The sequence below is a fragment of the Microbulbifer sp. SE14 genome, assembly GCF_059834885.1.
Genome location: NZ_JCBAJA010000011.1, coordinates 1 through 21,936 on the forward strand (window position 1 = coordinate 1; position 21,936 = coordinate 21,936).

A 21,936-nucleotide genomic window follows, 5' to 3' on the forward strand; every position below is an offset into this window, starting at 1 on the left:
TTGAGCGACCACGTAGAGAAGCCTGAAACTCAGTAATGGTTGGACAGCGGAAACCAGATTAGTGGTTGACATCAGGAGCCGCTTTAGAGAAGCGGCCCATGGCCGCGATCGGACAAGCCGGGTAAACCAAAGATCGATCGCGGCCATGGGCCGTTCCTACCGGGAGCCTAAAAATCTGATTTCTTGTTGAAGACCCTCTGCCATCGAATTCCGTCATCCTTTTCCCCTACGCCCCCTTTTGGGGAGGATGCGCCCCATTCCAGTGCTCGCCTAGGCTGTGAAACTGCGGTAGCCACAAGCCGAAGCCACAGCTGTACCGTGCCGTTCGGCCAATAAATCCAATAAATAATAACGGTATACAGCGATGAAAGAGCCCTTTTCCGGCGGCCGGACCCGGCTGCTCGTCCTTCCCTGCCTGCTATTTGCCTGTTCCTCACCCCATGCGTCGGCGGACTGGTATTTCCGCGGGACCCCCAACGGCTGGGCCGCCGATGCGATGACTCATATCGGCGGGAGTGAATACCAGATCTGCCAGAGTTTCGCCGGCGGCGACGCGGGGGGCGGGCCGCGCTTCAAGATAGACCGCTATGCCAATTGGCAGGAGAGTTACCCGGCCTCCGACTACGGCGTGGGCGGGAACACCAGCTATCAAATCACCTTCTACAGCGACAGCAAGAATATCCAGGTAACGGAAGTGGCCAGCTGCAGTGGCGGCGCGGACAGCTGGTATTTCCGCGGCACGCCCAACGGCTGGGGCGCGACCGCCATGGAGAGCAGCGACGGCGTTAACTTCTGCACCGAGCAGAGCTTCGCCAACGGCGATGCCAGCGGCGGCCCGCGCTTCAAGATAGACCACCATGCGAACTGGGCGGAAAGTTACCCGGCCGCCGACTATGGAGTAGACCCGAACACGGATTACGAAATCTGCTTCGACGCCAACAGTCACGCGATTACCCTAACCGAAACCGGCGCACCGCCACCGGTGGATCCGCCCGGCGAAGGCAGCGACTTCCGCTCCGAGACGATCTATTTCCTGCTCACCGCGCGCTTCTACGACGGCGACCCGGGCAACAACTACTACAACCGCGACCGCATCATGCCCGGCGACCCCCACTGGCGCGGCGATTTCAAGGGCCTGATCGAAAAACTCGACTACATTGTGGACCTGGGCTTCAGCGCCATCTGGATAACCCCGCCGGTGGAAAACCGCAGCGGCCTCGACTACCACGGCTACCACGCCTACGACTGGACCAGGGTCGACCCGCGCCTGGAATCCCCCGATGCGAGCTACCAGGACTTTATCGATGCCGCCCACGCCAAAGGCCTGAAGGTGATCCAGGACGTGGTGGTGAATCACTCCAGCCAGTACGGCATCCGCAACCAGGTGTGGATCGACCACCTGCCGATCAAGTACTACGTGCCCCAGGGCAGCAGCCAGGGGATGATCAGCAACGACCCCTACTTCGGCAACCTGGGCGACTACCAGAGCCAGTTCCGCGACGACAACGACAACCCGGTGGCCCCCCAGTGGTTCCGCGACCGCCACAATTCCGATCCCGACGGCACAGTGCCGCTGGTGGACCCCAAGACCGGCGTCACTGTGCCGCAGGCCGGCTACGACCCCAACCGCTTCTTCGGCATAGACGCCAACAACCTGGACCCGGCCTGGTACCACCAGGACGGCTTTATGGCCGGCGGCGACTGGGAAAACCCGGAGGCGTTGCAGACCAAGCATATGGCCGGCGATACCATCGACCTGGCTACCGGCAACCAGAACGTCAAGGATTACCTCAACAGCGCCATCGAGCAGTATCTGGACATGGGCGTCGACGCCATCCGTGTGGACACCGTCAAGCACGTGGAGCGCGACGAGCTGCTCAGCTATGTGCACGAATGGCAGGCCCACAAGCCGGATCTGTTCGTATTCGGCGAGGCACTGGTGAAAGGCCTCGGCTTCGGCTCCGAACTCGGCAACGACAACGCCTCGGCGGTGATCCGCCCCTGGTGGTATACCCGCACCGGTTCCGACCCGTCCAATCCCCAGGGGGATTCCGATTTCGCGATGATTGACTTCTCGCTCTTCTCCACTTTCCGCGACAACGTCACGCGCGGCAGCTTCGGCGGCATCAAGGGCGCACTGGATATGGACTGGACCTACGCCGATCCCACCGAACTGGTGACCTTCTTCCAGAACCACGACGTGGGCCCGGACAACGATTTCAAGTACCGCTTCGGCGGCGCCGAAAGCGATGCGGCCATGGCCTACAACCTTATGTGGACCATCCGCGGTATTCCCACGCTCTACTACGGCGAGGAAATCATGTTCCAGGCCGGACTGCCCCAGGATATCCAGTCGTCCAACGACACCGTCGACCAGACGGGCCGCGCCTACTATGGCCCGCACCTGGACAACCTGGCCGCGACCCAGAACCACAACCTGTACCGGCATATCCAGCGCCTGAACCAGATTCGCCACGCCATACCGGCGTTGCAGAAGGGCCAGATGGAAAAGGTCAGCGAGTGGGGGGTGGGCATCAGCTTTGTGCGCAACTACTCAGCGGGCAATTCCTATGCGGTGGTGGGGTTGGCTGCCGGCAGCGACCAGGGGATTTCGGTCTCCGCTATACCCAACGGTACCTACACCGACGCGGTTACCGGTGCGCAGATACAGGTGAGCAACGGCAGCATCAGCTTTACCGTCAAGGCCTATTCCGCCGGTATCTACGTGCTGAACGGCCCGGGCAAGATCGGAGCCGACGGCGCCTATCTGCGCTAGAGCTTCTACCCCCGTAGGAGCGGCCCATGGCCGCCCCGCCGCTCCTACAAAGAAACGATAAAAATAAAAGGACAAGAGCGATGAAAACAAAAACGTTAACGATAGTGGCACTGCTGTTGAGCAGCGCCTGCTTCAGCACCTATGCCAACGCCGACTGGTATTTTCGCGGAACCCCCAACGGCTGGGGGGCCGAGGCGCTGGAATCTGTCGGCGGCACCGAATACCGTACCTGCCAGAGCTTCGCCAGCGGCGATAGCAACGGCGGGCCGCGCTTCAAGATAGACCGCTACGCCAACTGGCAGGAATCCTACCCGTCTTCCGACTATGGTGTGGGGAGCAACAGGAGCTACCAGATCACCTTCTACAGCGACACCAAGTCGATCTTTGTGGACGAGGTGGTCAGTTGCGATGCCAGTGTCGAGGAGCTGGGCGCTGTCTACTCGCCCACCGAAACCACCTTCTCCCTCTGGTCGCCGGATCACAGCGATGTGCAGCTGGTGCTGGATGGACAGTCTCACGGCATGGGCAGAACCCCGGACGCGAACGGCCTGACCGACGTCTATTCGGTGACGGTTGCCGGCGATCACCACCTGAAGCCCTACTACTTCGTGGTCAACGGTATTGTCGTACGCGACCCCTACGGAAAAATGGCGGAGCCGAACACCGACAACAACATCGTCATGGATCTTTCCCGCACCCAGCTGCCCGGCGGCTGGTCGCCTCGGCCGGCGCTTGCCGAGCGCGAGGATGCGGTGATCTACGAGGTGCATGTGCGCGACTTCACCATCGCGCCCGAGTCCGGCGTCAGCAGTGACAAGCGCGGCAAGTTCATGGGCATGGTGGAGGGTGGAACCAGTTTCAATGGTGTCACTACCGGCATCGACCACCTGAAGGAACTGGGGGTGACCCATGTGCAGCTGCTGCCGGTATACGACTTCAATGCCTGCGCCGATCCCGCCGACACCAGCTGCTACAGCTGGGGCTACGACCCGCGCAACTTCAACGTGCCGGAAGAGCGCTACTCACTGACGCCCCACGACTACGAGAATCGCGTGCGCGAGTTCAAGCAGATGGTGGACGAATTCCACGAGGCGGGTATCCGCGTGATCATGGACGTGGTCTACAACCACACCTATTCCAAAGCGGTGTTCGAGCCGGTTACCAGCAGCTACTACACGCCCACCGATCTGTCCGGCACCGGCAACAGCATCGACGCCAATGTACCGGGTGGACGAGTACAACATCGACGGCTTCCGCTTCGACCTGATCGGCATCTTCGACTACGACGAGGTGGAGGAATGGGCCAATCATCTGAACAGCCGATTCCCGGACCGGAAGCTGCTGATCTACGGTGAGCCCTGGAACGGTTTCGCCGCGGATCCGCGTGAATCCGAACGGGTGCGCCTGGGTACCATCGGCCGTATCTACGAGTCCCACGCCGGGGTGTTCAACCCCAGGTTCCGCGAGGCGATCAAGGGCCAGAACGACAATGGCGGTTGCAACAGCGGCGACTGCTTCGCCTTCAACAGCAACCCCGACACCTGGCGCATCGAGGTGGGCAGCCGCGGGGCCATCCGCTATACGAAAAACAAGGATACGGTGATCGACACCTGGGACCCGATGTTCGCGATGGACCCGGAGCAGAGCATCAACTATGTCTCTGCCCACGACAACCTGACCCTGCGCGACAAGATACTGCAGTGGGCGGACCTCAATGGGCGCAACCGTGCGGATCCCTACCTGCGCCGCATCCAGATGTTCGCCAACGGCATAGTGCTCACCAGCCAGGGCATTCCCTTCCTGCACGGCGGCGTCGAGCTGATGCGGGACAAACAGGGCGACCACAACAGCTACGATTCGCCGGATTCGATCAACCAGTATTACTGGCAGTGGAAGATCGACAACGCGGATATCTACGCATACTACAAAGATGTAATCGCCCTGCGCCGCGCCCACCCGGCCTTGCGCCTGACCAGTTGGGACGCAATTGACCAGCATGTCACCAGCAGCCGGCCGCGCTACGGTGTGGTGGTGCATCACATAAACGGCGCCGCGGTGGGGGACAGCTGGAGCGAGATCATCGTGATCTACAACAGCGCGGACAATTACAATTACAGCCTGCCGGCCGGTGAGTGGAAGGTGGCGATGGAAAAGTCGGATCCCTCCGCCGGCAATGGGCGGGTGGTGAGCGGCTCGGTAGTTGCCGAAGGCACTGCGGTAACCGTGCTCTACCGCGATTGAGATGGGGGCCACCCTTGTAGGAGCGGCCAGCGGCCGCTCCTACAAGGGTGACTGTTTAGCCATGCCGGCGCAGGCCTACGCCGCAATGACGCTTTCAGTTTACGCGGAAAATATGGCCGGCAAACGGCTGAAGCTGCAGCGCGATTTCGCCCTTGCCCCCGCCGACAAGCAGCTCGCTCTTTGCCGGACCTATCTGGTCAGCCACTTCAAAAATGCCATCCTGCAACTTCCACTGCTGCAGCAGCTCCGGAGGCAGTTGCAGCTTCACCGCCTTTTCCTCGCCACCGAAATTGGCGATCACCAGCAGCTTCTCGTCGCCCGCCCAGCGCGCAAACGCAAACAGCTGCTCGTCGTAGCCCTCGCCCTGCTCGCGGTTGTAGCCATGTATCTCCCTGTAGTCGCCGCGCAGCGCTGCGCTTTCGGTGGAGAAGTTCATCAGGCGCCTGTAGAAGTCGCGCAGCTGCTTTTCTTCGTCCGTGGATTCGCCCTGCAGCCAGCGGCGCACGCTGGGCACTGACCAGTAGTCGAAGATGGTGGTGCGGCTGGCCTTGCCGAAGCCGGCATCCTCCGCCGCCGGCTCACCCAGCTCCTGGCCGAAGTAGACCAGGGTCGGCGCGGCGGAAATGGCCGCGGAGACCAGCATCGCCGGCTTGCCCGCCTCTGCGTCACCGGCGAATTCCGGGCTGGCGATACGCTGCTCGTCGTGGTTTTCCATAAAGTGCAGCATATGCGGGGCTATATCCAGCAGCCCGGCCTGGATTTCCACCAGCTCGTCGGTGCTGCCCTCGCCCTGCATCACCGCGCGTATCCCGTCGTAGAGACCAACCTTGTCGTAGAGGTAGTCCATCTTGCCAAGGCTAATGAAGTCCCGGTAGATCTCCGGCTGGTAGATTTCCGCCAGCAGTAGTGTGTCCGGTTTGCGCAGCTTGATCGAGGAGTTCAGGTAGCTCCAGAACTCCACCGGCACCAGTTCGGCCACATCGTAGCGGAAGCCGTCCACGCCCTGGTCCAGCCAGAAGTGGGCGATATCCCGGTATTTTTCCCAGGAGTCGGGCACGTCCTGTTCGGCCCAGAAGTCGGCGTGGGCGCGGTAGTCCTTCTGCGCCCACTCGGCCGGCAGTTCGGGGAAATCCAGGCTGCCGTCAGGGCGCACGCCGTAATTGATTTTTACCGTCTCGTACCAGTCGTCCTGTTTCGGTTGAGCGTCGCGCGCGCCGTTGCCGGTCCATTTGGCCGGGGATTCCTGGAATTTGCCGTCCGCCAGCGGGTGGGCTTCGCCGCCCAGGGGGCGGTAGCCGTCTTTCGCCAGCGGTACCCGGAAATCCTCGCCAGTGACATAGTAGAAGTTGTTGTCCCGGGCGTAGGTGACCGAGGTGTCGTCGTCGGCGCCGAAATCCCGCACGCCCTCCGGCTTGCCCAGGGACTGGTAGTCCCGCGCCACATGGTTGGGCACTATATCGATGATGACTTTCAGGCCCTGGGCGTGGCTGCGTTCGACCAGCGCGCGGAACTCGTCCATACGCCTGGCCGGATCCCCGGCCAGGTCCGGGTTGACGCTGTAGTAGTCCTTGACCGCATAGGGGGAGCCGGCGCGGCCCTTGATCACGTCCGGGTCGTCGGCGGAGATGCCGTACTCTGTATAGTCGCCGACCAGTGCGTGGTGCAGCACTCCGGTATACCAGATATGGGTGGCGCCGAGATCGCGGATCTGCTCGAGACGCTCCGGCGTAAAGTCGCTGAACTTGCCCACACCGTTTTCTTCCAGGGTGCCCCAGGGTTTATTGGTGGGGTTGGTATTGCCGAACAGGCGCGGCAGCACCTGGTAGATCACCGGCTTCTCTGCGGTGGTGATTTCGGGCTTGCTTTGTTGTTTTTCCGCACAGCCGGTCGCGGTGGCGAGCAGGGCGGCGGCGAATAGGGATGGGAATTTCTTCATTGGTTTGTGTGCCCCTTGATCTTGCTATTGGTGTAGGAGCCTGCTGTGACCGCCATCCATGGCGGTCACAGCAGGCTCCTACAACGAGTTCTTAATGGTCAGTTGCAGCGGCGGTTTGCCCCAGGCAAATTTCACCAGCAGCCGGTCATTGCGCTTGTCATGCCAGGCGCCCTGCCGTGACTGGGTGAAGTCCTCCTCGCGCCGGTGCAGTTCGATCGCCTGGCCGTCGGCCTCGATCGCCGCCGGTGCCTGCTGCCAGTTGTGAATCTTCAGCGTGATATTCCGCTGCTCTGGCATGCCTTTGTAGCCATTGCCGCTGCGCTGGAAATCAAACGCTACGCCGTCGCCGCTTCTGTGGGCGGAGAAGTCCAGCTTCTCGTACTGTCCGCGCGCAAACGCATCGACTGTCTCGCCGTCGTCCTCGTAGACGTAGCCGCTGGACTGAGTCGCGGTCGGATGTGCGTAGTAATCCAGGGTCAGGTGTTCGCTGGAATAATCGCGGGTGGTGGGTATATCGTCGATGGTCGGGATAAGGGCCCCGGCGCGTACCAGCACTGGAATGGTTTCCAGGTCCACTTCCACCTGCGCCGCGTCGCCCGAATACTGGTCGTCGTTCCAGTAATCGAACCAGACGCCGCCGGGCAGTTTCACCTCCACCTCGTCGAGACCGGCTTCGGTCACCGGCGCCACCAGGAAGTCGCTGCCCCACAGGTAGGCGTCCTTGTAGTCGATCAGTGCAGTGTCGCTTTCGTTTTCAAAGAACAGCGGGCGCATCAGCGGCATGCCGGTCTGGCTGTTCTCGAACGCCAGGGTGTAGTTGTAGGGCAGCAACCGATAGCGCAGTTTCACGTACTCGCGCAGGATATTTCTGGTCCTGCGGTCGTGGAACACCGGTTCCGGCGCTATGTGTTCCTGGGCGTGGGGGCGGTAGACCGGCTGGAAGACGCCGTACTGCAGCCAGCGGATATAGAGCTCGCGGTCGAACTTCTCGCCGCCGGCGAAGCCGCCCAGATCGGAATGGGTATAGCCGAAGCCCAGCAGGCTCATGGTCAGGGACAGCTCCACCTGCGGCTGCAGGCCGCCCCACTCGCGGGCCACGTCGCCGGTCCAGGGAATCAGCCCAAAGCGCTGGGAGCCGGCGAAACCGGCGCGCATCATGATAAACGGGCGCTCGGTCGGGTTCTCGGCCTTTTCGTTTTCGTACAGCATCTGCGCCCAGCGGTGGCCGTAGGCATTGTGCACTTCATCCGCCATGCCGATCGCGTGCACCGTGTCCGACGGGTGCACTTCCGGCTCGCCCAGGTCGCCCCACCAGCCGGCCACGCCCTGTTCCCTGAGGCCGCGGTAAATATTCCAGAACCAGTCGCGGCCGTCTTTGGAGAAGACGTCGACCAGGCCGGTATTGCCGAAATAGAAATCGAAGCGCTTGGGCTGGCCGGCGAGGTTTTTTGCCAGGGCATTGTTGGCCACTGCGTCGCCCCAGCGCTCGGAGGTGGAGAGGATAAACGGCTCGGTGACCAGGATGGTATTGATGCCGCGCCCCTTCAGGTCGGCCATCATCTTTTCCGGCTGCGGGAAGGCGCTACTGTCCCAGGCCAGGTTGCCCATATGGCCCTGGATATCCGCGCCGAACCAGTAGAGGTCCAGCACCACCGCATCCAGCGGGAAATCCTCCTCGGCGAACTTGTCTACCGTAGCGCGCACTTCCTGCTCGGTGTGGTAGCCGAAGCGGGAGGCGAAGTTGCCCAGCGCCCAGCGCGGCGGCAGCGGCTGCTTGCCGGTGACCGATACGTAGTTTTCGATCAGCTGCGGATAGCTTCTGCCTGTGACGATGATGTAGGACGTGCGGCCGCCGATGGCCTCGAACTGCAACACATCCTTTTCACTCGCCCCCAGATCCAGGGCGCCAGTGGCGGAGTTGTCGAACAGCAGCAGGTATTTGTTGCTGGACATTACCGCCGGCAGGGAGAAATACATCTGGTCCGATTCGGTTGTGTAGCCGTAGTGGGCCTTGTTGTAAAGCGGGAGGCGCTGGCCGCGGCGGTCCATGCCCAGCACCCGCTCGCCGCCGCCGAGCAGTTTTTCCCCGGGGGCCAGCGCGAAACGGAAGCCGCGCATCGTCTCGTTGGCAAAGAAGCCGAGTTCCTCGCCGATCAGCGGCTGTCCGCGGCGCAGGTACTCGATGCGCAATGGCGACTTGTGGATCACCGCGGTGAGGTTGGCGGTGCTGTAGGTCAGCGCATTTTTATCTTCGCTTAGCTTTGCCGCCGCGGCGTGCTTCCGCGAGCCGTCGATGGCGAAGGACGGCAGCTGTTTCAGACCCTCGCGCCGGTAGTGCACTTCCATGGCCGCATCGTTCAGCGGCGTCAGGGTGACGCTGCCGTCGCTGGTGTGGACGGTGAGTCCGCTTTCACTCAACAGGTGCTTCTGGTACTGCCGCACCTCGGCCGCACTGGCCAGGGTAGTGTACAGCAGGAAAAGCAGTGCGCAGCTGCGCAATAAAATTCTCTGCATCGTCATCGCTCTATTTTTAAGGCTTCTATGTAGGGTGCGCCGTGCGCACCATCGGGCTCTGTAACAAGCTCGACTGTATTTGGTGCGAGGCCGCCATGGATGGCGGTCATGCAGATCACGCATGGAGCAGTTATCTGCCACGGCGCACCCTGCGGAATCAATTCAGTTCCAGGACCAGTACGTCCCGTGCGGGCACAGTGAGTTTGTCGAGATCGTAACGGCGGCCGCTGATCACGTCTGTACCCCGGGTTTCGCTGTCGATCACTTCGGCAAAGCGCTCCATGCCCAGCTTCCGCGGCTGTTCGGATTTGTTGAGGGCCACCATGACCTTGCTCTCGTCGTCGTAGCGGAAGTACACATAGGTGCCGTTCTGTGGGGCATAGTGCTTCAGTCGGCCGCGGTGGATTGCCGGGGTCTGTTTGCGCCAGTTGAACAGCTTGCGCACCGTCTCCTGCGCCGCTTTCTGCTGTTTGCCCAGACCCGCGCCGGTAAAGGCATTGCGCATGTCGTCGGTCCAGCCGCCGGGGAAGTCGCTGCGCACAATACCGTCGTCGCGCTGTTTGGGGCTCTGCATCAGCACTTCGTCGCCGTAGTAGAACTGCGGTATCCCGCGCATGGTGGCGATATAGGCCACGGCAATCTTGAACAGGGCCGGGTCCTCGTCCAACTGGCTGTACAGGCGGCTGGTGTCGTGGTTGCCGCCGAAGATCACCAGGCGGTTGGGTGCCGGGTAGAGAAAGTCGTTGGCCAGGCCCTCATAGAGCAGGACCAGGCCGCTGTCCCAGCTGTCAGGCCCGGCCAGGCTTTCGCGCAGGGCGTAGTGCATCGGGAAGTCCATCATGCTCTTCAGGCGCCCGCCGCTGACCTCGTCGTTTTCGCCGCGCTGCCAGTGGGCCACCAGGGCGGGATTGCGGGTCCACTCCTCGCCGACGATATTGAAATTGGGGTACTCGCGCCGGATGCGCGCGGCCCACTGCTGGAGGAAATCCGCATCGGAGTAGGCGTAGGTGTCGGCGCGAATGCCGGAGAGGCCGGCATACTCTATCCACCACAGGCTGTTCTGGATCAGGTAGTTGGCCAGCAGCGGATTGCGCTGGTTCAGGTCGGGCATCGAGTCCACAAACCAGCCGTCGACGAAGCCCTGCTTGTCGATCTCGCTCGCGTAGGGGTCCACCGGGGTAAAGCGGCTGTGGTTGGTGATCGCGTACTCACCTTTCTCTGTGCCCGCGCCGTTCAGCCAGTCGCTGGCGGGGAGGTCCGCCATCCACCAGTGGCCGCTGCCGATATGGTTCAGTACCACGTCCTGGATCACGCCCAGGCCTTTCTCCCGCGCGGCGGCGACAAACTCGCGGAAGTCCTCGTTGCTGCCGAAACGCGGGTCGATGCGGTAGTGATCGGTGGCGGAGTAGCCGTGGTAGGAGTAGTTGGGCTGGTCGTTTTCCACCAGCGGGTTGGGCCAGATCTGGGTGAAGCCCATATCTGCCATGTAATCGAGATGTGCGCGCATGCCGGCGATATCGCCGCCATGGCGCCCGCCGGGATGCTCGCGATTCGCGCGCTCGAGGGTGTCTGCGGTGCTGTCGTTGCCCGGGTCGCCGTTGGCGAAGCGGTCCGGGGTGATCAGGTAGATGGCGTCGGTGGAGTCGAAGCCGCGGCGCTCCGCGGAGCCGGGGGCGCGCGCTTTCAGTTGGTAGCGGATGACGGCGTGCGTCCCGTCGTCGCCCCGCAGGGCGATTTCCAGGGTGCCCGGCCGGGTCTCTGGCGACAGCTGCAGGTCGATAAACAGGTAGTTGGCATTCTCCGTCTGCTCGCTGCCGAGCAGGGTCACGCCGGGGTAATCGAGCTCCGGTTCAAGTCCGGCGATATCCTTCCCGTGCACCATCAGCTGCAGGTCTGGCACCGCCATACCGGTCCACCAGTTGGGAGGTTCCACGCGGTCCACCGCGGTTTCGGCCGCTGCGGGCGAGGTGCAGGCTAGCGCGGCTGTTATTAGCACAGACAGTGCTGACAGGCGTTTCATAACGGGCTCCTTTAATTATTCGCAATGCCCCAAACTCCATTGTGCAGACTTTCGCCGCAGCTGATATCCCCCTCGACCAAGGGGGAGGGTAATGCCCCTGTGTGATGCGGAGGATGGCGCGTTAATTATCCACTACCCCTCGGGGGAGGATGTTCGCCCCGGCCGGTGGGTTTATATCTGTTGCGACTGTGCGGGAGAGGTCGTCCCGCACTATCGAGAAGCGATGACAACGATAAGAGAGACCACTATGAAAAAGATTCCTTTGATGGCGGTACTGATGGCGATCAGCCTCGGCGCCCAGGCCGAATGGTACCTGCGCGGCACCCACAACGACTGGGGCAGCGACCAGATGCTGGACATGGGCAACAACACCATGTTGGCGGACGACGTGGTATTCACTGCGGACGGCGAGTTCAAGTTCGATCGCTGGGGGGACTGGAGTGAGAACTACGGCCTCAACGGCGAGCGCGACGGGGATAATATTCCAGTTCAGGCCGGCACTTGGGATATAGAGTTCTACACCGATACCCATGACTACAAAATCACGGCCTCCACCCAGGGTGGGGCAGAATACCACCTGCGCGGCACCCACAACGGCTGGGCCGAGGGCGACCTGATGACCCAGGTCAGCGGTACCAGCCAATACGAGGCCTGCCGCAATTTCACCGACGGCGACGCCAACGGCGGCCCGCGCTTCAAGGTGGACCCGGACGGGGGCTGGGGCGGCGACGAATTCCCGGCCCAGGACCAGGCCGCCAGCGGCTGGACCCATATTGTCGTCGACGGCGGCAGCAATGCACTGGTCAGTGTGACCACCGACCTGGGTACCGACTGCGGTGAGCCGGAAACCACCGCCGATTTCCGCAATCGCAGCATCTACTTCGTATTCGTGGATCGCTTCGCCAACGGCGACACAGGCAACGACAGCGGTAATAACCCCGATGCCACCTCCAGTGTCAGGCAGGACGGCGACCTGTCCGAGTGGAAGAAGTACTGGGGCGGCGACATCCAGGGCCTGATCGACAAGCTGGACTATCTGCAGGCGCTGGGCGTCTCCGCCATCTGGGTCACGCCGCTGAACGACAATATCGACAACTCCAATACCGAGGGTGCCTATCACGGCTACTGGGGCCGCGACTTCTACGAAGTGGACGAACACCTGGGCGACTGGGCGCTGGTGGATCAACTGGACGCGGCCATGGAGGCGCGGGGCATGAAGCTGGTGCTGGATATCGCCCTGAACCACTCCAACCAGGACGACCAGTACGAGTTCGGCGCCCTGTACAAGGAGGGCACTTTCATCACCGACTTCGCCTCCGACAACGGCACCTGGTATCACCACAACGGCGCCATCGCCGACTGCTACGACAGCGATCCGTCTACCAGCTGCCCGGAAGAGTGGGACGATCCCTGGGCCTACCGCAACAAGACCCTGTTCAACCTCACCGACTTCAACCATGGCACCAGTAGCAACAGCGCGGCGGACCAGTACCTGATAGACGCGGCACTGAAGTGGATGAGCCACGGCGTGGACGCCTTCCGCATCGATGCCATCAAGCATATAGAGCCGGGCTTTATCGACCGCTTCAGCACCGCGGTGCGTGCACAGGACCCGGATGTGTATATCTTCGGCGAGTGGTACGGGGCCGGCGCCGGCCACGGCGACTCCATGACCTTCCTCAACGAGGGCCACGGCTCCGAGTTGCTCGACTTCCAGCTGCGCAACCATATCGAGCAGGCCATCGCCGGCGATATCACCATGACCGCGCTGAACAGCCATATCGAGTCGCGCCCCACCGCCATGGGTGGCCGCGACAGCTGGCAGCCGATCTTCCTCGACAACCACGACGCCACCCGCACCAGCGTCTACCTGCAGACCACCGGCCCGGTGGACAACGGCCGCACGGGCAAGGGCTTCTCCAAGGCGCTGGCGGACGCGCGCCAGAACCTGGGAATGGCCCTGGTGATGACCCTGCCGGGCATTCCCACCATCTACTACGGCACCGAGCAGAACTCCACCTGGTTCACCGCCAACGGCGACGGCCAGGTAGGGCACGATCCCTACAACCGCGAGGCCATGCCGTCCTTCGCGCAGACGTCAGAGGCCTTCCAACTGATCAGCGCCCTGGCCCAACTGCGCAGCCAGAGCCCGGCACTCGCCGGCGGCAGCTACACCCAGCGCTGGGTCAATGGCGATATCCTGGTGTTCGAGCGCCAGTCCGGCAGCGATGTGGTGATGGTGGCGGTGAACCGCGGCGGCAGTACGTCGATTTCCGTCAGCAACCTGGGCCTGGCCGACGGCAGCTACACCAGCCTGGTGGGTTCCGATTCGGTGAATGTGAGCGGCGGTACGGCCACGCTGAACCTGGATGCCAATGAGGTGATTGTCCTGCACTGATCCCGACGCCCCTCTCACTGGTCCTCTCGTCAAGGGGATAGGGAGCGTAGCCAGCAAGTGGCACTGCGGGTTAGAGCGAAGGCCCTGATGCCGGGGGCGGTTTGCGGGACCTTCTGCGGCCACGGATGGCCGTGGAGAGCGTACAGGGTGTATTTAAGGGGGGGCGCCTAGCCCGCGTCGCGCACCCCCCCCCCCCGGCAGCAGGGGCGCCACTGTTTCCCCTGTAACGCCCTCCTCCCCACCGGGGGAGGAGGGCCCCCCTCGACACTCCTGCCACAATCCCCCCATAACCATAATCAGTTATCAGCGGTGATCCCATGACCGAATCCTCCCCCGGCGCCTCCGCGCGGCCAGTGAAACAGCCCCAGTTGCCCTTCTGGCAGGTCTGGAATGTCAGCCTCGGCTTCCTCGGTGTGCAGTTCGGCTTTGCCCTGCAGAACGCCAACGCCAGCCGTATCCTCTCGGACCTGGGGGCGGACCTGCACTCGCTGTCGCTGTTCTGGATAGTGGCGCCGCTGATGGGGCTGATAGTGCAGCCGATCGTCGGCTCCGCGTCCGATCGCACCTGGAGCCGCTTCGGCCGCCGCAACCCCTATATCCTGTTCGGCGCCATCGCCGCGGCCCTGGGCATGGCGTTTATGCCCAATGCCGGCATAGTGGTCGCCTTCGTCGCGCCGATATTGTTCGGCGGCGTGATGCTGGCGCTGATGGATGCCGCCTTCAATGTGACCATGCAGCCTTTCCGCGCGCTGGTGTCCGACATGGTGCCCTCGGAGCAGCGCACCCTGGGCTACTCGGTGCAGTCGCTGCTGATCAATATCGGCGCCGTGTGCGGCTCCATGCTGCCGTTTGTGCTGACCAACGTGATCGGCCTGGAAAACACTTCCCGGGCGGGCGCGGTGGCGCCTTCGGTGATCTGGGCCTTCTATATCGGCGGCACAGTGCTGCTGGGCTCGGTGCTGTGGACGGTTTTCCGCACCAAAGAGTACGCGCCGGAGCAGTACAACGCCTACAAGGGTATAGATACAGAGCAGCTGGCCCGCGAGCAGGCGGAGCGCAAGTCGTTGCCCCAGCGCCTGGGCGGCTTCTTCAGGCTGCTGGTCACCATGCCCAGGACCATGCGCCAGTTGGCGGTGGTGCAGTTCTTCTCCTGGTTCGCGCTCTTTATCATGTGGGTCTACACGACGCCGGCCATCACCCAGCATGTGTGGGGTGTGGAGGCCCAGTGGTTCGACTCCCACTACCTGGAGAGCGTCGGCCAGGTGCCCGCGCATATCGCCGCGGCCAAGGGTGCCGCCGGCGACTGGGTGGGCATACTCTTCGCGGGTTACTCGCTGTTCGCGGCCATCTTTTCCATTGTGCTGGCGAAGATCGCCAACACCTTGGGGCGAAAGCCCACCTACGCGGTGTCGCTGTTGCTGGGCGGTCTGGGCTATATCAGCTTCCTGCTGTTCCAGGGCGGCGCGCCGACCCGGGTGGACCTGCTGATCACCGAAGTTACCGTGCCCAGCGGTGCGCTGGGCCTGCTGCTGCCGATGGTGGGGGTGGGTATCGCCTGGGCGGCGATTCTGGCCATGCCCTACGCGATACTCTCCGACTCACTGCCGGCCAGCAAGACCGGCGTCTACATGGGAATCTTCAACTTCACCATCGCCGCGCCGCAGATAGTGTCGGCGCTGGTGGCGGGGCAGATACTGAAGGGCATCTTCGACAACCAGGCCATCTACATCATCGTGCTGGCCGGGGTATTTATGGTGCTCGGCGCCGTGTCGGTGTTCTTCGTGAGGGAGGAGCTGCCGGAGCGGGGCGCTGCAGGGGAGGCGGTCGCCGCCTGATTCCAGAAAGCAGAAAGCCCCCGGTCGGGGGCTTCGTAGGGTGCGCCATGAGCACCGAAAGGGGCTGGAGACCACACTTGCTCTGAGTTGGTGCGCACAGCGCACCCTGCGCCACTACTCCCGGGAGGGTTAGCCCTCCGCCACTTCCACCTGCACCAGTTCCGGCACCGTCTCCTCCGTCTTCTCGTAGGGCCAGTTGGCCTTGCTGAATGCGCCGCCATCCACCCACAGGGTCTGGCCGCTGACGAAGGAGGCGTTGTCCCCGGCGAGAAAGAGCACCGCGTCGGCGATATCCTTCGCGTAGCCGACCCGGCCCAGCGGGGTGATCGCCGACCAGGATGCCGCGTAGTCCGGCGCCTCCCGCTCGGTGCGCTCCACCAGCACACCCCCCGGGGCCACGCAGTTGACGCGGATGCCGTATTCCCCAAGTTCCAGCGCGGAGGCCTTGGTCAGCATCTCTATGCCCCCCTTGCTGGCAGCGTAGTCCACCAGGCGCGGGAAGGCGAGCTTGTTGCAGCCGGAGCCTATGTTGACGATGCTGCCGCCGCTGCCGGCCTCCACCATCAGCCGTGCGGCGCGCTGGGTGTTCAGGAAGCAGCCCTTGAGGTTGGTGCGGATCACCCTGTCCCAGTCGTCCTCGGCCAGGTCCAGCAGCGGCGCCCAGGTCTGTACGCCGGCGTTGTTGACCAGCAGGCCGGGCGCCCGCTGGAAGTGCTCGACGAGGCCGCGGTAGAAGTCGTCCACCGAGCGGCTGTCGCCCACGTCGCAGGGCGCGTACCAGGCGTTTCCCCCCAGGGCCTCGATCTCCGCCAGCAACTGGCGCGCCGACTCGCTCTCGGCTTCCAGGTTGTTGACCGCAACGGCCCAGCCGGCCTCGGCGAGCCGCAGGGCTATGCCCCGGCCTATGCCGGTGGTGCCGCCGGTGACCACTGCCAGTTTGTTGTTATTTGTCATGTCCTAACTACTCTGCGTGGTGCGCGGCAGGCCGCGCGTCCTTATCAGCTGTGGATAGGGCAAAGTTACCACTGAATGTAAACGTTTACAATTTAATTGTGTGATAAAACACCGGGGATTCTTAATCCGGGCATTCCCGCGCCGAAAACGTTACCATCCCGCATCATATTTGCAGCTACAGGACTTTTGCCCTTGTCGATCAAAGATGTGGCCAAGATTGCCGGTGTCTCCATCGCCACTGTTTCGCGCTACCTGAACAGCCCGGAGGCGGTGCGGGAGAAGACCCGGAAGAAGGTGCAGGAGGCGATCCGCCAGACCGGCTATGCGCCCAACACCCTGGCGCGCAACTTCCGCCGCGGCAAGACCAGCCTGGTGGTGGTGGTGCTGCCGTCGGTGGGGGACCCCTTCTTCGCCGGGGTGATGCGCGGCATCTGGCGGGTGGCGGACGAGGAGGGCTACAGCATCCTGATCCGCGAGACCCAGTTCAATACCCACGAGTTCGACGAGTACAGCGACATCGTCTTCTCCAAGCAGGCGGATGGCATAGTACTGCTGGCAAGTATTTCGCCGTTCATGGCGGACCGCGCCGAGCGGGCCGGCAGGAACGGCGGCCGCATACCGCCGATAGTGATCGGCTGTGAGACGGTGGCGCCGCAGCTCAGCCACTTCCCCAGCGTGCGGGTGGACAACGCCCGCGCCGCCGCCGAGGCCACCGGGCACCTGATCGGCCTGGGGCACAGGCGCATCGCCTTCGTGTCCGGGCTGGCCACCTCGCTGCTGACCCGGGACCGGGAAGAGGGTTACCGGCAGGCCATGGCCGACGCCGGACAGCCGGTCTCCGACGACTGGGTGGTGGAGGGGCGCCAGACCCTGGAGGGCGCCCGCGAGGCCGTGCGTCGGCTGCTGGCGCAGAGCCCCAGGCCCACGGCCATCTTCTGCGCCAACGACGAGATGGCCATGGGCGCGATGCACGAGTTACGCCGCGCCGGCCTGCGCATTCCGGAGGACATCTCGGTGGTGGGCTTCGACGATATCCGCTACGCGGAGATCCTCGACCCGCCGCTGACCACCATCGCCCAGCCCACCGAGGAAATCGGCGAGCACACTATGCGCCGCCTGTGCCGCGCCATCGACGGCGGCGACATTGGCGCGGAGCCGGAGATAGTGCCGCACCGGCTGGTGGTACGCGAATCCACCGGCGCGCCGCCTGCGGAGTGATAGGTGGTGAGTGGTGAGTGATCGCGCTTCACCGCTAGCCACCGACCACAGCCGGCTTCGCCGGCCCCTCTTGACTGGATGTAAACGTTTACACTAATGTGCTGTCGAAGCAGCGAAAAGTGGCCTGCAGCGGTGGAGTCGGCTGTTGAATTACAGGTCACAATCGTAGAACAATAAATAATCAGGCCCCAGGGCCACACAGCGAGTGAGGGAATAGAACAATGAATCCCACTTCAACCAGCGCGGTCCTGGACCAGGCGCCCGGCTCGGTTTCCGAGACCAACCACTTCCTCGTCATCGCCATCAGTGCGGTGGCCACCATCGGCGGCTTCCTGTTCGGCTTCGACAGCGGTGTGATTAACGGCACCGTGGACGGCCTGCAGGCGGCCTTCAATTCAGACAGCGCCGGCACCGGCTTCAATGTGGCCTCGATGCTGCTCGGCTGCGCCCTGGGCGCCTTCTTCGCCGGGCGCCTGGCGGATATCTACGGGCGCCGCGCGCTGCTGATGGCGGCGGCGGTCTTCTTTATCGTCAGCGCCTGGGGCTCCGGCATCGCCACCGGATCGGTGGAGTTCGTGATCTACCGGGTGCTCGGTGGCCTGGCGGTGGGCGCCGCCAGCGTGATGACGCCTGCCTATATCAGCGAGGTGGCGCCGGCGGCCTACCGCGGGCGCCTGGCCACGGTGCAGCAGGTGGCGATCATCAGCGGCCTGTTCGGCGCCTTTGTCAGCAACTACCTGCTGGCCCGCTGGGCCGGTTCCTCCACCAGCGAGTTCTGGCTGGGCTTCGAGACCTGGCGCTGGATGTTCTGGATGGAGCTGCTGCCGGCGGCCATCTTTTTGGTTGGCCTTTTCTTTATTCCCGAGAGCCCGCGCTTCCTGGTGGTGAAGGGTAAAAAGGAGCAGGCCGGCGCCGTACTCACCAAGCTGTTCGGCGAGCGCGAGGGCGGCGACAAGGTTGCGGAAATCGAGCGCTCCCTGTCCGCGGATCACCGCCCCAAACTCTCCGACCTGAAGGCTCCCACAGGTGGCCTGCGCAAGATCGTCTGGGTGGGCATAGGCCTGGCCACCTTCCAGCAGCTGGTGGGTATCAACGTGGTCTTCTACTACGGCGCCGTGCTCTGGCAGTCGGTGGGCTTTACCGAGAGCGATGCGCTGCTGATCAACGTGGTGTCCGGCGCGGTGAGTATCGCCGCGGTGATCACCGCGCTGCTGCTGATCGACAAGGTGGGCCGCAAGCCGCTGCTCTTCTGGGGCTCGGTGGGCATGGCGGTGACCCTGGCGATCATGGCCGCGGCTTTCTCCCAAGCCACCCTGGAAAACGGTTCCCTGCAGCTCTCCGACGGCGTGGGCACCATAGCGCTGCTGGCCGCCAACGCCTATGTGGTCTTCTTCAACGCCTCCTGGGGCCCGGTGATGTGGGTGATGCTGGGCGAGATGTTCCCCAACCAGATCCGCGGCTCCGGCCTGGCGGTCAGCGGCCTGGCCCAGTGGGGCTCCAACTTCCTGATCACCTGGACCTTCCCGATGCTGCTGGTCTCCATCCAGCTGTCCGGCAGCTACGGCCTCTACGCCCTGGGCGCCTTCGCCTCCATCCTGTTCGTGGCGCGCATGGTACGCGAGACCAAGGGCCGCGAACTGGAGCAGATGGAGGGCTGAGCCGTGCCGAAGCTGCAAGCGGACAAGGTGGCGGTGGAGTGTGTCTGGCCCGCCGGGGCCACCCTCGGCGAGGGACCTGTGTGGGTGGCGCGGGAGAGTGCCATCTATTGGGTGGATATCAAGGGCCGCAGCCTGCACCGCTACAGACCCGAATCCGGTGAGCAGACCAGTTGGCCGATACCGGCACAGTTGTCGGCCCTGGCCCCCCGCGCGGCTGGCGGCTTCGTCTGCGCGACCCGCGACGGCTTCGCGCTGCTGTTCCTGGACGACGACCGCCCGCAACTGGAAATACTCGGCGACCCCGAGGGGGACCTGCCCGGCAACCGCTTCAACGACGGCAAGGCGGACGCCGCCGGCCGCTTCTGGGCCGGCAGCATGGACGACGGCGAGGCGCAGCCCACCGGCGCCCTCTACCGCCTGGACCCGGACCTCAGCTGGCAGCAGGAGGACGCCGACTATGTGATCACCAACGGCCCGGCCTTCAGCCCGGACGGCCGCACCCTCTACCACACGGACACACTGCAGCGGCGTATCTACGCCTTCGACCTGGGCGGGGGCGGCGAACTGGGCAACAAGCGCGTCTTATTACAGTTGCCGGAATCCGCCGGTTACCCGGACGGCATGACCGTGGACAGCGAGGGCTGCCTGTGGGTCTGCCACTGGAGCGGCTGGGGCATCACCCGCTTCTCGCCGGAGGGCGAGGCCATCGGGCGGATAGAGCTGCCGGTGGCCAATGTGACCAGTTGCACCTTCGCCGGCGAGAACCTGGACCAGCTGTATATCACCAGCGCGCGCAAGGGGGTGAGCGACGAAGAGCTGGCCCGGCAGCCCCTGGCCGGCGGCCTCTTCCACTGCCGCCCGGGCGTGCGCGGGCTGGAGACGCCGCTGTTTCGCGGATGAGGCCTGGAAGTCGCCACTGTGCCACTCCTACAGCGCGAGTATTTTTTGAATATAGATGTAAACGATTACATCTCGAAATCGGTAAAAATCTATGAACGAAATCGAGAACCTGCGCCAAGCCCTGCTGCCGGAAGACGGCCTCACCGGCACACTGCTCGGCCGCGCCTGGGTGCCGGAAGCGCTGTCCGAGGTGCCCGGTCCCAGCCCCATCTGGCTGTGCGAGGATGGCGTCTTCGACCTCTCCGCCCTGGCCCCGACCCTGGCCGGGCTGGTGGAGGTGGGATTCAGCCCGCGGGCGGTGGAGGCGGACAAACTGCGGCGCCTCTGCGGCGTCAACGAACTGCTGCGCAACAGCCTGGCCCCGCTCTCCGGCGGCCGTCGCGACCCGCGCATCCCCCACCTGCTGGCGCCGGTGGACCTGCAGGCGATCAAGGCCTGCGGCGTCACCTTTGCCTGCAGCATGCTGGAACGGGTGATCGAGGAGCGCGCCGGTGGCGACCCGGCGCGGGCGCGGGAGATCCGCGAACTGCTGGGGTCGCAGATAGGCGGCGATATCGGCAGCGTGGTACCCGGCTCCGATGAGGCGGAGGCCTTGAAGGCGGCACTGCAGCAGCAGGGCATCTGGTCCCAGTACCTGGAAGTGGGCATAGGCCCGCTGGCGGAAGTGTTCACCAAGGCCCAGCCACTGTCCGCGGTGGGTCCCGGCGACCAGGTGGGGGTGCACCCCATCTCCAGTTGGAACAACCCGGAGCCGGAGATAGTGCTGGTGGTGAACAGCCACGGCGAGACGGTAGGGGCCACCCTCGGCAACGACGTCAACCTGCGCGATATCGAGGGCCGCAGCGCGCTGCTGCTGGGCAAGGCCAAGGACAACAACGCCTCCTGCGCCCTTGGCCCCTTCGTGCGCCTGTTCGACGACAACTTCTCGATCGACGACGTGCGAGCAGCCGAAGTGACCCTGGAGATAGCCGGCGAGGACGGTTTCCATCTGCGCGAGGTCAGCCCTATGACCGCCATCAGCCGCGACCCCCTGGACCTGGTGTCCCAGACCATGGGCGCCAACCACCAGTACCCGGACGGCATAGCCCTGTTCACCGGCACCCTCTTCGCGCCGACCCGGGACCGCGACCAGCCCGGCCAGGGGTTTACCCACAAAGACGGAGACAGGGTGACCATCCGCTCGCCCAAGCTGGGTGCCCTGGTCAACACCGTCACCACCAGCGACAAGGCGCCCCCCTGGACCTTCGGCATCTCCGCGCTGATGCGCAACCTGGCGGCGCGGGGGCTGCTGTAGGGTTTTGGGAACTGGGAACTCGGGTGGTGCGTGCGGGCGCACACTGCGGCTCCCCGAAATCCGAAAGGTTAGCTCCCCTCTCCCGCTTGCGGGGACAAATCGGCAGGACTGCCGATTTGGACGCCGAAGGCGCCCGCGAAGCGGGTGAGGGCCATGGATGGCCCGAATCCACGGGGCGGGGGAGGGGGAAAC

General features: G+C 63.8%; 13 protein-coding genes. 9 read left to right on the plus strand and 4 right to left on the minus strand.

The window, feature by feature from the left end:
* The first annotated feature begins 364 nt into the window (after positions 1–364).
* The 3 genes from AC6R19_RS09660 to AC6R19_RS09670 all read left to right on the plus strand — a co-directional run bounded on the left by AC6R19_RS09660 (position 365) and on the right by AC6R19_RS09670 (position 5,017).
* A complete protein-coding gene (locus tag AC6R19_RS09660) occupies positions 365–2,776 on the plus strand; it encodes an alpha-amylase family glycosyl hydrolase (RefSeq protein WP_500579596.1) in 2,412 nt (803 codons plus the stop codon).
* 80 nt (positions 2,777–2,856) lie between these two features.
* Entirely contained in the window at positions 2,857–4,131 is a 1,275-nt protein-coding gene (locus tag AC6R19_RS09665) for an alpha-amylase family glycosyl hydrolase (protein WP_500579597.1), read from the plus strand.
* 466 nt (positions 4,132–4,597) lie between these two features.
* A complete protein-coding gene (locus tag AC6R19_RS09670; RefSeq protein ID WP_500579694.1) occupies positions 4,598–5,017 on the plus strand; it encodes a hypothetical protein in 420 nt (139 codons plus the stop codon).
* A gap of 94 nt (positions 5,018–5,111) precedes the next feature.
* On the opposite strand, the gene AC6R19_RS09675 is transcribed toward AC6R19_RS09670, so the two are convergent.
* The 3 genes from AC6R19_RS09675 to AC6R19_RS09685 all read right to left on the minus strand — a co-directional run bounded on the left by AC6R19_RS09675 (position 5,112) and on the right by AC6R19_RS09685 (position 11,487).
* Positions 5,112–6,953 (minus strand): alpha-amylase family protein, encoded by a 1,842-nt coding sequence (locus AC6R19_RS09675; protein WP_500579598.1) that lies wholly within the window; start codon positions 6,951–6,953, stop codon positions 5,112–5,114.
* A 78-nt stretch (positions 6,954–7,031) separates the two neighbouring features.
* Entirely contained in the window at positions 7,032–9,467 is a 2,436-nt protein-coding gene (locus tag AC6R19_RS09680) for a glycoside hydrolase family 31 protein (RefSeq protein WP_500579599.1), read from the minus strand.
* Between the two features lie 157 nt (positions 9,468–9,624).
* Positions 9,625–11,487 (minus strand): glycoside hydrolase family 13 protein, encoded by a 1,863-nt coding sequence (locus AC6R19_RS09685; RefSeq protein ID WP_500579600.1) that lies wholly within the window; start codon positions 11,485–11,487, stop codon positions 9,625–9,627.
* Between the two features lie 247 nt (positions 11,488–11,734).
* Between AC6R19_RS09685 and AC6R19_RS09690 the strand changes: the two genes are divergently transcribed.
* Positions 11,735–13,885, plus strand: coding sequence for an alpha-amylase family glycosyl hydrolase (locus AC6R19_RS09690; RefSeq protein WP_500579601.1), 2,151 nt, complete (start codon positions 11,735–11,737; stop codon positions 13,883–13,885).
* 317 nt (positions 13,886–14,202) lie between these two features.
* Positions 14,203–15,720: an MFS transporter gene (locus AC6R19_RS09695; RefSeq protein WP_500579602.1), complete on the plus strand. Its 1,518-nt coding sequence runs from the start codon at positions 14,203–14,205 to the stop codon at positions 15,718–15,720.
* A gap of 129 nt (positions 15,721–15,849) precedes the next feature.
* Here the strand turns inward: AC6R19_RS09695 and AC6R19_RS09700 are convergent, their stop codons facing one another.
* Complete coding sequence (locus AC6R19_RS09700; RefSeq protein ID WP_500579603.1) at positions 15,850–16,674, minus strand: SDR family NAD(P)-dependent oxidoreductase; 825 nt, start codon at positions 16,672–16,674, stop codon at positions 15,850–15,852.
* Positions 16,675–16,866: 192 nt separating this feature from the next.
* Here AC6R19_RS09700 and AC6R19_RS09705 point away from each other — a divergent pair, with 192 nt between their 5' ends.
* The 4 genes from AC6R19_RS09705 (at position 16,867) to AC6R19_RS09720 (ending at position 21,744) form a co-directional block, all read left to right on the plus strand.
* The gene (locus tag AC6R19_RS09705; RefSeq protein WP_500579604.1) at positions 16,867–17,892 is read left to right on the plus strand and encodes a LacI family DNA-binding transcriptional regulator; all 1,026 of its coding nucleotides are present in this window, start codon (positions 16,867–16,869) and stop codon (positions 17,890–17,892) included.
* Between the two features lie 221 nt (positions 17,893–18,113).
* On the plus strand, positions 18,114–19,550 hold the full coding sequence (locus AC6R19_RS09710) for a sugar porter family MFS transporter (RefSeq protein ID WP_500579605.1): 1,437 nt from the start codon (positions 18,114–18,116) through the stop codon (positions 19,548–19,550).
* Between the two features lie 3 nt (positions 19,551–19,553).
* Positions 19,554–20,450 (plus strand): SMP-30/gluconolactonase/LRE family protein, encoded by an 897-nt coding sequence (locus tag AC6R19_RS09715; protein ID WP_500579606.1) that lies wholly within the window; start codon positions 19,554–19,556, stop codon positions 20,448–20,450.
* 91 nt (positions 20,451–20,541) lie between these two features.
* Positions 20,542–21,744 carry a fumarylacetoacetate hydrolase family protein gene (locus AC6R19_RS09720; RefSeq protein WP_500579607.1) on the plus strand — a complete coding sequence of 401 codons (1,203 nt, stop codon included), beginning with the start codon at positions 20,542–20,544 and terminating at the stop codon, positions 21,742–21,744.
* Positions 21,745–21,936: the final 192 nt, after the last annotated feature.

Bases quoted from the DNA above. Each gene is read 5' to 3' on its own strand.
- AC6R19_RS09660 (WP_500579596.1), top strand. From the start codon at position 365: ATGAAAGAGCCCTTTTCCGGCGGCCGGACCCGGCTGCTCGTCCTTCCC.
- AC6R19_RS09665 (WP_500579597.1), top strand. From the start codon at position 2,857: ATGAAAACAAAAACGTTAACGATAGTGGCACTGCTGTTGAGCAGCGCC.
- AC6R19_RS09670 (WP_500579694.1), top strand. From the start codon at position 4,598: ATGCGGGACAAACAGGGCGACCACAACAGCTACGATTCGCCGGATTCG.
- AC6R19_RS09675 (WP_500579598.1), bottom strand. From the start codon at position 6,953: ATGAAGAAATTCCCATCCCTATTCGCCGCCGCCCTGCTCGCCACCGCG.
- AC6R19_RS09680 (WP_500579599.1), bottom strand. From the start codon at position 9,467: ATGCAGAGAATTTTATTGCGCAGCTGCGCACTGCTTTTCCTGCTGTAC.
- AC6R19_RS09685 (WP_500579600.1), bottom strand. From the start codon at position 11,487: ATGAAACGCCTGTCAGCACTGTCTGTGCTAATAACAGCCGCGCTAGCC.
- AC6R19_RS09690 (WP_500579601.1), top strand. From the start codon at position 11,735: ATGAAAAAGATTCCTTTGATGGCGGTACTGATGGCGATCAGCCTCGGC.
- AC6R19_RS09695 (WP_500579602.1), top strand. From the start codon at position 14,203: ATGACCGAATCCTCCCCCGGCGCCTCCGCGCGGCCAGTGAAACAGCCC.
- AC6R19_RS09700 (WP_500579603.1), bottom strand. From the start codon at position 16,674: ATGACAAATAACAACAAACTGGCAGTGGTCACCGGCGGCACCACCGGC.
- AC6R19_RS09710 (WP_500579605.1), top strand. From the start codon at position 18,114: ATGAATCCCACTTCAACCAGCGCGGTCCTGGACCAGGCGCCCGGCTCG.
- AC6R19_RS09720 (WP_500579607.1), top strand. From the start codon at position 20,542: ATGAACGAAATCGAGAACCTGCGCCAAGCCCTGCTGCCGGAAGACGGC.